Raw genomic sequence first — 15,069 nt, 5'->3', positions numbered from 1 at the left:
ACTGTCATATTTTTCAACGTTACTAGAATCTGTAGCAATTTGGGTTGCTAAACTAGTAGCAATCACATTGTCACTGTTTGCTGCAGATAGAGCTGAGTTAGCTAATGAGCTTTGGTTTTGTGCATCCACATTGGCGGAATTGATCATGCTCATGGCTTGACTAGCTAAGTTAGCATAACTAGCTAAGGAAGCATTACTCTTATTAGTATCAACTAAGCTGGTCAAACTAGTGTATTGAGTATTGGCAGATTTAGTATTATTAGCTGCTTGGACCGCATAACTGGAAGCAGAATTAACATAGGCACTGATTGATCCCATATTAGCATTGATGCCGGCGGAAACGGAGTTGGCAACGGAGTTCGCAGAACTAGCGGTACTACTATTAGCACTGGCAGAGTTACTATTGGAACTAGCTGAACTAGCCGCACTGGTAGCCGCACTCGATGCATCACTAGCATCTGAGGTAACGTTAGCTAATTGAATGGCTGCGCTCTTTTCATCATTGATGGCTTTGTTTGCTGCAGATTGAGCTTTACTGGTCAAGTTTATAACAGAATTAGATTGTGCAATTGCATCACTATCATATTGGGCACTTTGCATACTTGCTAACGCACTGGCAGCTTGAGAATAGAAGACGCTTCCAGCAACAACGTTAGAACCTGCGTAGGCACTATTTCCTTGAGCAATGTAACTATTGATCGTGGAGTTAGCTAAACTAGCATTTTGACTATCCTGACTAGCTTGTCTTTGGGCATTTTGAGCAGCACTATATGCACTTGATGCAATCGAAGCTTGATTTTGAGCGTCAGAATTATAGCTAGATACAAGCGTAGCGGCACTGGAAGCCGCTTTATTGGCACTAGCCACTGCACTGATGTTCTGATTGGCAGCAGCGATACTGGCAGCCGTGGATGCTTGATAAATTGCCGCAACATTATAACTAGCGGTTTGGCTGGCAGCAGAACTAGCCGCGCTATTAGCAGAACTGATGGCAGATAGATTAATCGACCCATAGGCTGAAGAAGCAACACTCGCCATCTTAGAAGCAACACTCGTAGCCGTGGATGCATTCGAAGAATTAGCAGCACTGGAAGCCGCACTGTTAGCACTCGAAGCCGCACTATTGGCAGAGTTAGCATCACTAGCAGCTTGGGAACCATCGATCACAGCTGCTTTGGCAACTGAAGCCGCACTAGATGCTAAGCTTGCAGCATTCGTAGCAGCGTTGCTAGCGTTCGTTGCTGCTGATGCAGCCGAACTAGCCACAGAACGATTGAAACTAGCCGCATCACTGTTACCACTCATTGCGGCAGATTGAGCAGCGTTGGCAGCGGCACTGGCAGCATTGGCATCACTAGTAGCCATACTGTTGTAATTGGATGCAGCATTATTGTTAGCACTAGCAACGGAATTAGCTGAAATTACAATAGAGTTAGCAGTACTTGCCTTGGCGTTCGCACTGATAGCGGCACTAGCAGCATTACTTGCAGCACTGGCAGCGGATTCCACAGCAGAATTATCCTTATTCGCTGAAGCAATTGAAGCTGCATTGCTGGTCATATTAGAAGCATTATTGGCATCACTCGTTGCTTGTGATGCGTAAGCACTAGTTTCAGCAGAATAACTGTTAGTAGCTGAAGCAGCGGAACTAGCTTCGGAAGATTGTGACGTCATAATATTAGCGGTATTACTTGCGTCACTAGCAAAGGATGAGGTATCCGCAGCTTGACTGTCGGCAACACTGGCGTTGATAGCCTTATTAAGAGCATCACTGATAACTTCACTAGCCGCAGATTTTTCATCAGCAACAGCTTGACTAGCTGCAGAAACTGCACTAGGAACTAATGGATTAATTGTTACAATGGCATAAGAAGCTTGACCAATAATCAAATTAACGATATTAATATCAGAATTAATAACATTAACTTCACTAGTTACAGCAGATGAATTATGAGCAGCGATGTCATTAATTACATTAGAATTCAAAGAACTAATTAATGAATTATATTTATCAGCTACCACAGCAGTACTTGAAACAATACTAGATTGAGTACTCCCATAAACATAGGCACTAGAAGCAACCGAGCTTTGCATTTGAACATCCGAATCAAGATTGCTCAACATAGTGTTAGCACCGTTAATAGCAGCTATTGCCGAACTTATTACAGGATTATTTTGATTGTAGCTATCATTCATATAATTATTGACTTGAATTGATGCACTAGAAGCAGCAGCAGAATAACTATCAACTACTATTGCAGCAGAACTAGCAGTACTGTTGGCACTAGAAAGGATTGCAATGTCTTTTTGGGCAATAGAGTCCATGCCACTAATGACCGTATTAATTGAATTAGCAGTGGAAGCCGCATTTGATGCGATCGATGAAGCTGATGAATTATTTGATGCTGCAGAACTAGCTGCAGAGCTAGCAATGCTAGTATCTGCAGAAGCACTGTCCAATACAACGGCAGCCCGACTAGCATCATATGAAGCTTGACTGGCAGCTGCACTAGCTTGGATCGTTAAAATATTAACAGAGCTAGACATTGCAGATGCATCACTATCATATTTTGCACTCTTCATACTATTAGCAGCACTGACTGCTTGAGAGTAGAAAATACTTCCTCCAGTAATATCACCAGTATTATAAGCATTACTTGCTTCACTAATGTAATTATTGATAGCTTGAACTCCTAAACTAGCATTCTTACTATCTTGACCTGCTTGTGAATATGCAGATTGGGCCGCATTGTATGCACTAACAGCAATTTGAGATTGATTTTGTGCATCACTGTTATAAATGTAATTCATTGAATTAGCACTACTTGCAGCTAAATAAGCACTGTGAACTGCACTGTTTCCACTGTTAGCTGCATCAATACTAGCAGCAATTGACGATTGAATTGCCGTCGAAGCACTGTAATAAGTTGTAGCACTAGCTGCAGAACTAGCTTCACTATTTTCGCTACTAATTGAAGATAAGTCTATTAAAGTAACGGCCAACGAAGTAGCATTAGAAATTGAACTTGCTGCAGCAGATGCAGAACTAGCTGATCCAGAATTTTGACTATTGGCGTTAGCAGCACTATTTGCAGTACTGTTAGCAGCACTGGCAGCACTATTTGCAGAATCAGCCGTATTGCTATTATCACTAGCTGCGCTATTAGCAGAATTTGCAATTGAAGCTTGATTAGCACCATCAATAGCAGCAGCACTCGCAGCGGCACTCGCAGATTGAGCTATAGATGCTGCAACACTAGCTGCTGAAGCAGCACTGGATGCTAATGAACTATTTCCATTTTTAGTAGCTGCATTAGCAGTGCTGTTAGTTAAACTTGCAACTGCGTTTGCAGAACTTGCAATTGAGGCTTGGGAAGAAGCAATGACACTATCTGCAGTTGCCTTACTAGCAGCAGTAGAAGCTACACTGGCATTGCTTTGAGCCGCACTAGCAGCATTGCTTGCAATTGAAGCATTGTTTTGAGCATTTGAAACTGCAGAACTAATTACAGCATTGCTTGGATTAGCACTAGCTTCATTGGCTGCACTAGCAGCTGCATTAGATGCTGAATTGGCTGCACTTGTGGCTGAATTAGCAGTGCTATTGGCAGATTGAGCTGCACTATTAGCATCAGTAGCAGCATTAGATGCGATTGAATTAGATTGATTGGCACCACTATTAGCAATAGAAGCTGTTTGAGCAGCAGCAGAAGCTAATGCACTGTTGATTGCAATTGAAGCAGAAGCAACCACATTTTCGTCATTAACAGCTTGTGAAGCCGCAGAACTTGCTACAGATACTAAACTATGACTAATACTTGCGTTTACTGAAGCAACAACAGCTTGTGAACTTGCCTTATTTACTAATTGATCAGCATTTGAAGCGAATGAAGCTGCAGACTGATTGCTTCCTTCCGCATAATAACTTGCGGCGGTACTGTAATCCAGATTAGCACTTGAAACATAATCAGAAATTGCAACATTAGCACTTGAAACGTTTGAAACAGCAGTCGAAACAGCTGCACTGGCACTAGATGCAAGTGAACTTTGTTGGCTAGCGTCGTGACTATTAATATTAATTATATTCATGGCACTATTAGCAACACTGTTAGCATTCTTAAAGATAGCATTATTGGTATTTGTAGCATAAATACTATTAACTTCGTTTGCAATATTAGCAGCGGAGTTTGCCTCATTACTTACAACTGCAGAAGCAGAGCTAGCAGTTGAAGCATAGTTCTTTGCATTATCATTATCAATAATTGCAGTACTAGTGGCACTCGAAGCTACTGAATTGGCTGAATTGGCTGAACTGGCTCCACTACCACCACCATTGTTATTTGCACTGGAGGCAGCGGAACTGGCAGAAGTAGCCACACTAGCTTGAAGACTAATAGTATTAACGTCCTTAGATGCTTGAAGAGCAGCAGAACTAGCCCTACTGGTATATTCTGAAATTTCATTACTATATGCAATTAAAACGTTAACAGCTTTACTTGCTGAAACTACCGTACTTGCAGCAGAATTAGCCATTGCTTGTCCCGAAGAAATATTTCCAGCATTATAATATGAGTTAGCTAAACTATCATAATTAGCAACGTTAGCTGAATCATTAGCAATTTGACTGTTAAGAGCATTTACTTCTGTATTTTCTGTATTAGCATTAAGTAATTGATTATCAGCAATTGATTTTTGCATTTGGGCATCACTATTAGCAGAATTAATTAGCGTAATAGCATCACTAGCCAAGTTTGCATAACTAGCCAAGGAAGCATTCCCTTTATTTGCATTCGCTAAACTAGCAACACTACTATATGCTGTGTTAGCACTTGTCGTATTAGTAGCAGCTTGACTAGCATAACTATCAGCTGAATTAGCATATTCACTAAGTGAATTCATATTAGTAACGATTCCATCAGAGACACTATTAGCAACTGATGAAGCAAATGTTGCTGCACTACTATTATTAATACTTCCTGAGGCTGCAGAATTTGCCCCACTTGCATTACTAGCGGCCGAACTAGCATCCGAGGTAACACTAGCTAAAGCAATTACAGCATTCTTTACATCGTTAGATGCTTGAGTAGCTGCAGTTTGAGCAATGGAAGTTAAGGTTGCCACTTCACTAGACTTATTTTGAGCATCTTGTTCATAGTTAGCGCTAGCCATACTTGCAGTGGCACTATTTGCTTGAGAATAAAAGATACTCCCGGCAACTAGATTTCCTTGGGTATAAGCATTGCTCCCCTCTGAAATGTAATTATCAATCAAAGCGTTTGCAGAAGCAGCATTGACATTATCATTGCTTGCTTGAGAGTAATAAAGTTGTGCTTGAGCATAAGCACTTGATGCGATGCTAGATTGTTTTTGAGCATCGGAATTATAACTAGCAACTAAACTGGCCGCGGAACTGGCTGCACTATTGGCACTAGCAACTGCACTATTCCTACCATTAGCAGCTGCAATACTTGCTGCCGTGCTAGCTTGAGCAGTTGCAGAATTATTATAAGCGGCTGTTTGACCAGCTGCAGAACTTGCTTCTTGATAAGCATTTGAAATTGGAACTAAATTAATTCCAGCAAAAGCACTTGAAGTGGCGGCTGACATGCTAGCAGCACTGTTACTAGTTGCATTAGCATTAGAATTAGCGGCACTGGATGCTGCGGAACTAGCTGAATTAACAGCGCTCGCAACTAATTGAGCATCAGTACTTGCTCGATATTTTTCACCAGATGCAACTGAAGCCGCATTTTTGGCTACAATCGTAGCACTTGAAGCCACACTAAATTGAAGACTAGCATCACTAGCAATTGAATTCATATTATCAACTGTTTTAGCAGCTTGATCGGCATAAACAATTCCGGTAGTCACATTATGTTCAGCAAAATAGCTTAAAGCTGCTGAAGCTAAACTATGAGCAGCATTGTTATCATCATTGATCCGTGCATTGTCAACAGCTGCACTGGCGGCAGCTGCACTGGCAGAACCATAAGCACTATTAGCAATTGCAGATTGTAGATTAGCAATTGATGATGCAACTATAGCATCAGAAGCCGCTGACGATACTAATGAGGATGCAGAAGCGACATCACTATTATTTGGATTAGCAGCCACAATACTTTGTGAAATGGTTGAATTTAAAATAGCAGTATTAGTGTAACTACCGGCTTGAACAGCATCTTGAATTGCATCGTTATCGTAACTTTGAGCTAAACTATCAGATACACTAGCTCCACTAGCTGAAGCTGAAGCTACGCTATAAAGTGATTCAGCAGCCGAAGCAGCACTATTAGCTTTACTTGTTCCACTAGTATTGGCTGAAGAATTATTAGCTGCATCAGAAGCATCAGAAGTTGCACTATTAGCAGTACTATTTGCAGAAGAAGCTAATCCCGCATTAGTTACAACAACGTTTTCTGCTGAAAATGCTACATCAGCAGCACTTTTAGCAGAGGTAACTAAAGTATCAGCAGTACTTCGTGCACTGGCAGCGGTAGAACTTGCAACACTAGCAATCAATGCTGCTGAACTGGCTGCTGAACTATCTCCTGAAATTGCCGCAATACTAGCTGCAGCCGAAGCACTAGCAGCAGCAGAACTTGCCGAACTAGCTGCACTTGTACAACTACTCATAGTACTATTAGCCGAGCTAGCTATTGCATTCGCAGAAATAACAACTGAATTTGCTGAACTAGCAGTCGCATATGCACTTGCGGCTAAGCTAGCAGCACTAGAAACAATATTGATATCATTTTGTACGTTAGGATTAGTTGGATTATTAGAAGCAATTATCGAAGCTGAATTATATGCCTTCGCAGCATTGGATGCAGCAATTGAAGCAGCACTATTGAATGAATTGGCTTGCGAATTGTAGATACTAGTAGCACTTGCAGCTGAACTAGTAATGTTTGCATCAGAACTAACCTGTGCAGAATTAGAATTAGCTGAACTAGCTGAAGAATTAGTTTGATTAGCGTAACTATCAGCATAACTTGCATTCAAGGCTTTAGAATAAGCAGTATTTATATCAATTGCAATCGAACTAGCACTACTTTCATCTGAAATAGCATAGGAAGCTGCACTTTGAGCATCTTTAGTTTCATTAACAATAGCGGCTGAAGAAGTTTGAGCATTTGCATAAATATTATTAGCACTTAATACCAACGAATTGATTGAACTAATTTCATCAGAAACCGATGAGAAGTTACTTTGTGCAGCATAGCTTGCAACCGCATTACTCATCGAATCAAAACTTGAAAGTGCCCCATTACTTCCGTTGATAGCAGTTGAAGCAGAAGCAATTGCATCACTTTGTTTAACAGCATTACTATAACTATAACTTGCAACAAAGCTTTGCTCATGAGCATCACTATCAAGACTGGCTAGCATACTAACTTCTGTACTCATCGCATTAACGGCACTCTTAATAATCGCATTCGATGTATTGAATGCGACAGCATTATAACCATTCACTTGAACCGCTTTATTTTGAGCATCATGGTAATAACTATCAACCTTAGTTGAAGCCGAAGCAGCAGACGATGCGGCAATAGAAATTGGCATTACATCAGCAGATAAGTGCATCCCATTAATTCCGCTCTTAATAGAGTTAACAACTACGGCAGCAGAGCTAGCTTGACTCTTCGCTGTACTGGAAGCAGTACTATTAGCAGCACTAGATGCGTTCGCACCGGAATCAGCACCTGAAGCAATCTTAACGGCATTAATTGCTTTATCAGCATCTTGGCTTGCTCTTGTATTATCACTTGAAGCAGAATCACGAGCATTCTTAGTAGCGGAAGTAGCACTAGAAACAATGGAAACGTACGAGTTCGCAGATGTAACTAAAGAACTTAATTGTTTACTAACCGCGGATGCCTGGGCAGCATAAACAGAACCATTATTAACATTACCTGCTGCAAAATAACTATTAGCTACTTGAACCAAACTAGCAATTGTAGAATCGGCATCACTAACTCTAGCACTTGTAACAGCAACACTAATTGCAGCAGTTGAAGCAATAATAAATTCACTACCAGCAATAGACTCGTAACTATTAGCACTTGTAACAGCATCAGCTGCATCAGCATCTGCAGAAGATGCAATTGAATTTTGAGATTTTAGAACTTCATTACTAGAATTTTGAGATAAGTAAGTAGCTGCTAAAGCAGAATTAGCGTCAGCAACAGCTTTATAATTTTGCGTACTGTAAGCAAATGAAATGGCTTCACTATAATATTGGCTAGCCAAAGCAGCATCTGAATTAGCATTTGATGCGGCATCACTAGTTGCACTGGAAGCAGAATTAGCTGCACTGGAAGCTTTGCTAGCTTCACTGCTTCCGTTTGAAGATCCACTAGCAGCATTGGAAGCTGAACTAGCTGCACTATTAGCTGAACTTGCGGTACTCCCAGCGGAACTTGCGGTACTATTAGCTGAACTAGCTGCACTGGCAGCTGAAGCAGCTTTATTAGCAGCACTAGATGCAGTATTCTGAGCACTGGCAGCGGCACTGGCAGCATTGGAGGCTGCACTAGCATGACTCTTTGCTGCACTAGCAGCGGAACTTGCCGTAGAACTATCACCAGTTGAAGCAGCACTGGATGCTTGAGAAGCAGCAGAACTAGCAGCACTATTCTCATCACTTGCAGCACTCGCTGCAGAACTTGCAAGACTATTAGCCGAACTAACTAAGCTATTAGCCGAACTTGCATCAGCAGATGCTGAATTAGCGGCACTGGCAGCAGAACTAGCAAGAGAAGCTGCACTTGATGCTGCACTAGCAGCAGATTGAGCAGAACTATTATCAGAATTAGCAGAAGCAATCGAATCAGCCTCACTAGCTGCTTTACTAGCAGCACTATTTATACTATTAGCTGAACTTGCTGCAGAACTAGCAGTACTATTATTGTCAGAAGCACTTGTAGCTTCTGAGTTAGTGTTAGAAGCAGCAGAATTAGCTTCGGATTTAGCAATAGAAGCAATGTTAGCTGCACTTTCCGCATCGGCAGCCTGTTTAGCATTACTGATAGCTACAGATAATGCTGAAGCACTTTGTTCATCAGCAATCGCCTGTGAAACTGCAGAACTAGCAGTATTAGAAGCATTGGTTACAACAACAGCTAAACTGTCAGCATTCGATAAGTTCACTGCTTCATTTTTAGCTAATTGACTTGCTAAAGTAGCAGCACTAGCGGCACTAACAACATTATTATTACTTTCAAATCCAGTGATTGCATCACTTAAGCTTGCCACTTCAATTGAATCACTATTAGCAGCAGAACTTAAGTTAGTATATGTTGCAGCCGCATTGCTAATTGTTGTAGCAGCTTGGGCAGCATAAATTTTTTGAATCGTTGCGTCAGAATTTAAAGAATTCAAGCTTGCCATATTGTTATCAGCTTGGCTGGATAAACTCTTAAGAATTGTGTCTGTTGGATTATTGTTAGCATAATTATCAATAACATTAGCACTCTTTTGTGCATCAGTTGCGTAACTATTAACAACAGCCGTTGCGGAAGCAGCAGAAACTGCAGCATTGGAGGCACTAGTAATATCGTTAGCAGCATTGTTTGAATCCGCATTAATTTTAGAATTTGCATTACCAATTAAACTCTGGGCACTTGAAGTATTAATAATTGCAATCATAATCGCACCACTGGTAATTATTCCAGCATCATAACTTGCACGAGTGTTAGCGGATTTGAGTGCATTGGCAGCTGTACTAGCATTAGCATTAACATTAGATGCACTAGTTGTTAATGTTATTGCACTTGAAGCATAGTTAACTAATTGATCATATTCAGAACTTGCAGCACTATCATATGCCTTCGCAGTATTAATGTCACCGGTAATATATGCAGAACTAGCAAGACTAGTATTCTTATTAATATCAGAAGTCAATCCATCAACAGTAGCATTATTACCAGCCATTTGATTAGCAATTGAAACAATTGCCACACTATCACTATTAGCATCAGTAATATAATTTGCAACGCTAAGCTGCGAAGCATTAGAAACAGCATTGTTAACTGAATTAATCTGAGCCATTACTGAAGTATTATTAGCGTTAACAGAAGCTAAGCTATTAGCTATATTAGCATTATTAGAAGTAATAGTGTTGTAAGAATTAATATTGGCATTGTATGAATTAACATCATTATCTGCAGAACTAACAAAGCTTGTACTAATTGATGAACCTGTTGCTGAGACTTTTGATGTATTAGATTTAATTCCACTATTAATAGCACTTTCACTATTAACGGCACTAACGTTACTGTTAATGATGTTTGCTTGGCTATCTAAGGCTTTTGCAGCACTTGATGCTAGACTTGATTGTAAAATAGCCTGTCGTTCAGCACCAGAAGCTATTAAATATTGTGCACTAGCATCCGCACTTAATGTTGCAATTAAACTGTTGGCAGAACTAGCCACATTTTCAGCTGAAATAGCTACGCTAGCTTCTGCTGAAGCATCAGAAGGATTTCCACTAGTAGCTTTGCCACTATCAATATTAGCCTGTACAACGGCTCCACTAGCAATGATTGCAGCTGCACTAGCTGCACTTAAAGCACTTGTTGCTGATGATTGGTCTGCATCAGCTTGAACTTTGGCATTAGCAATTGCCGTGGATGCAGATTGTGCCGCTGAATTAGCTGAAGTAATCGTACTATAATTCCCATCAGCCGCACTTGCTGCTGATGTAATTAATGTATTTGCAGAACTTGTAGTTGCGAACCTATTAATTGTCGCAATCGTTACACTAGCAGAACTAGCAATTGAAGCAGTGGAAGAAGCTGCTGAAGCTACTTGACTAGCTAAAGCATCGACACTAGCAGCACTTTTTGCTAATGAATTAGCATTAACAGAAGCACTAGATACATAAGTATTAGCATTATTAGCTGCATTAATAGCAGCAGAAGCATAGCTAATGGTGGCACTAGCAGACGCTGCATCGCTTAAAGCACTATTAAAAGTTGAACGATAAGTGTTTGCAGTGTTTACTTCCTTCTTCAAGTTCAAGTTAGCATCTGATAAAGCATTAGAGGCCGTGTTAAAACTAGCAATGTCATTTTTAACCGTTGTAGCATTTATATTGGCGTTACTAATATAACTAGCAGCCATCGAATTATAATAACTAGCTGATGTATAGTTTCCAGGCTCATTACTTTCTGAATTCGCCGTATTTGCCAAGCTAGCAAAAGTGGATGCATTCGAATAGTTTTGAGCTAGAACAGCACTATCACTAATAACTTCACCAGCATATGAGGAAACCAAAACTGCTTCAGAACTTGCATTCGTCGAATCAATATTTGCATTCTCTACCAAAGCACTCATTGCTGAACTAGCGGAACTCATTGTGTCACTTGCTGAGACCATTAGGCTATTACTATTATTGTTTTGATTGATATAACTGGTAATTAATGATGCTTGTGAACTGACAACAGAAGCATCACTACTTATCGTATTGTAATATGAACCAGCTTGACTTAACTCTGCAGAAGCGGATCTATTCGAAGAAAGAAAGTTTGCGTAAGCAGTAGATTCAGTGGTCTGACCATTTGAAATTGACGTTATTTCACTAGTGATAGAGTTCGCATTTACGACGTGAAGAGAATTAGCTAAGGAAATTACTCCAGCTTCAACCGAAGGTACACCTATATAATTACTACCAGCAATTGCCATAGAAACAGTTGATGTACTACTTAAACTATTATTATCAACGTTTACGGAACTAGAGTTTACCCCAGCAATATTAGTATAAAAACTAACGGCATTAGCTTGACTATGTGCAGTACTATTATCAGCACTAAGCTCACTAACATACGAACTAGCTTTGGACATCGCTACACTTGCTGAAGCAATGTCACTACTAATGCCATTACTATCTGTTTCAGAACCTAACTTATTATAATAAGATGTGGCAATATCATATTCACTATTAGCACTTTTAACTGCATTACTCATGGCCGTGTTTTTAGCAGCAACATTTGAATTAGCTGCCGATGCAGATGCATACAATCCAGCAATGGTATTAGATTGTGCTTGTATATTATTCTGCAAAGAAGCTACACTACTAATTACTGAATTAACAAAACTATTGGCGTTGCTAAAATCTGAATTAGCCGGATCAGTTATATGATATCCATTGATTGTATTAGCATAATTAGATACATTTGATAATTCCAAGTTGGCCAATGAGTACGCCGTACTTGCTGCACTACTGTAAGCAATAATACTATCAATATTAGCACTTACTGAAGTAGCTGAAGCTGAATTAGCGGCTTGACTAGAAGCAATATTAGGAACGTAATAAAAATTTTTAGTAATCGTAGCGCTGGATTTAGTCAAAAATCCATTGGACAAATAATTAGCAATATTAATTGATCCAGTATAAGCACTTGTTCCTGAGGCTACAACCAAACTCCCCATTGATTCACTTGGTGTAACAAGATCAAAGTTAATATCCGTTGCTATTGGAGATGAACCTGATGAAGTCATTCCAGAATTACTTAAAGTCCAACTCCATGCACCTGAGCTTGCAATTGAAGCAGCACTTCCAGAACCAATTACCCCATTAGTTTGTGAAGCAACAATTGTTTGTGAAGCAGATGACATAACAGAACCAGTAGTTGCATCGATGTAATTGACTACTTCATTAAAGCTTGCACTCTGGGAAACTTGAGCTACTGCTTTTTTAACATGGATAATATAACTGGGTTCATACGTGTCATTTCCAAAAGCAATCGTATTTCCATCAAATGAAGTTCCATCAGAATTTGAAGCTGGGCTAATTCCTCCATCAACTGCATAAACATTAGTTCCAACTATTTTATTAATTTGATCCTTAGGATCGTACGACATTGACGTACCTGTAATACCCTCTACGGTTTGTTCAGCAAGATAGATTGGAGCTCCACCATTAGAAGCTGTATCTACATCATTATCATCAACATAGTAAAAATGTTGTTTTTGAACTGGTGAATATGAAAAATTCTGAAATCGCATATAAGATTGACCCTGATTAGCAGAACCATCACCAGCGGTGACATTCATATAATATGGAGTTGCATTATTAGTTACAACGTTGTTATCAACAAATGTACCAATACTTCCTCCAGAAACTTTATTAAGGGTTACAGTTAGTGTTCCATGCGTTTTACCAACATCTGGTTGAGATTCATTTGGTGTGTACTTAACATCAAAATTCATATCTCCAGCATATATTAAACTGTTATATTGTAATGCACTAGCAAGGTTAGGAACATAAGTACCATAACCAGCACTATCAGTCGTCATAAAAGCAGCAAATGGAATTGAATTAATATTATTTCCATTAGAATCAGTCGCTGAATTATCAGTTTGACCGTTATAAGTACCGTTATTAGTATTGAAATAAGTATCTATTTTAAATCCAATTGCATTTTTTATTCCAGTAATCCCAACACCACCACCTGCTTGACCAGCAGTGGAATCAGTCGCTTCATTATACAAAACAAAACTAAGTCCATCTATAGCAAGATTACTAATATTAATTACTGAATTATATGAAAAGGGTTGGTTCATATCCAATTTACCCTTAAAAATAGCATCAGTAATTTGATTGTTACTAGCTCCATCAGTAAAAGTCATTTGAGCATTAGAACTGTTATAAATGGCAATTGGCGAACCGTATTGTGTAGCTATGGATCCGTTTAATATACTATCTGGAGAAGTATAATAATTGCTATGGTTCCCATAAAATGGCATATTACCACTGGTATAAACATTGAACTCATTTCTGAATCCACTATCTCCAGAGATGGTAATTGCTGAATTAACAGCATTACTAAGAAATGATGTACTTCGAGCATAAGAAGTGTTATTTGCTAATGAACTAGCTAAAGTTGAGTCAGTAATCAGCCCATTACTTTCCCCAGATTCATCCCGATAACTAATTCCTTCATCTTCAACCGCAGCTGCAGAAGAACTTGCAGCTGTAACAGAATTGAAGAAACTATTGATTTTTTGTGCATCATTAGCCATTTGGGCCATTTGATCTGATCGAACTGTTGTTTCATTAGCGTTACTGGCAGCTTGATTTGCAGCAGAAAAAGCTGATTGCATTACGATTTCCGGATTGCTATCCTTAGCATTATTGACAATTGCATGAGCATTAACGTTAGCAGACAATGTCTCATCGGTATATGAAGTCATTTCACTGGAAGTTTCATTAGCTGAAGAAACAACGTTCTTAACGTTTACCGTAACACTATTAGCTAAAGAAACAGTATTATCATCACCAAATTGGAAAAGTTGAAGTGTTTGCAGTGCTGAAGTTGTATTACTGGTTAAACTATTATAATCATAGCTAGCTGTAGTTGAATTTTCTACCGCAACTGATAATGCTTGATTAGCAATAGAAATTGCACTATTATCATTTCCAGTTGCAATTAAACTATTTGCAGATATCGTAATTGAATTCAACGTTGATGAACTACTTACAAATACAGAATTATTACCACTATTTTCCGAACTTGAATTTATTTGTGAATTAGTCTGAGCAGAGGAAGTACTAACACTTACGTTAGTTTGTGAATTAAGTGAACTATTAACACTACTATCATTTGGATTAGATGACATTGTTAAAGAAACGGATTTGTTACTATCCTCAACTGATTCACTAGCTTCACTACTTGCATTTTTTAAAACATTCTCATTTGATGATTGACTAGAATTGACATTACTTATTTTGCTGTTGGTGGAATTTACGATTTTAGTACTCGTTGAAGAAGCTGAATCAGCAACTGCTGATTCGGCATTTTTAGTAGAAGAAGCGATAGTTGCTGATTGGACACTACTCCCGCTATCGCTGCTTGACTGGTTAATCTGAGATTGATATCCACTACTAAAATTATTAGAAGCAGAATCAGCTTTAACTGTTGAACTGTTACCAGTCATATATTCAGCAGTTTCATATCCTCCTACAATCGAAAATAAGGTTGCAGAGACAACTACCCATTGCTTCTTAACCTTCTTCATTATTTTCTTTTCATTTAATTTTTTATATTCGAATTTATTGTATATCAT

At 39.2% G+C, this 15,069-nt stretch carries 1 protein-coding gene (only partly in view); it reads right to left on the bottom strand.

What is annotated here, in order from left to right; genetic code table 11:
• A protein-coding gene (locus tag AC3B6G_RS08245) for a DUF5776 domain-containing protein (RefSeq protein ID WP_489849938.1) crosses the window boundary here: on the bottom strand, window positions 1-15,069 show its beginning. 26,793 nt of this gene lie to the left of the window's left edge; the window shows 15,069 of its 41,862 coding nt (coding positions 1-15,069); its start codon is at window positions 15,067-15,069; its stop codon lies off the left edge, out of view.

Source organism: Nicoliella sp. ESL1149 (assembly GCF_058107265.1).
This window is presented reverse-complemented; position numbering and strand designations above follow the sequence as displayed.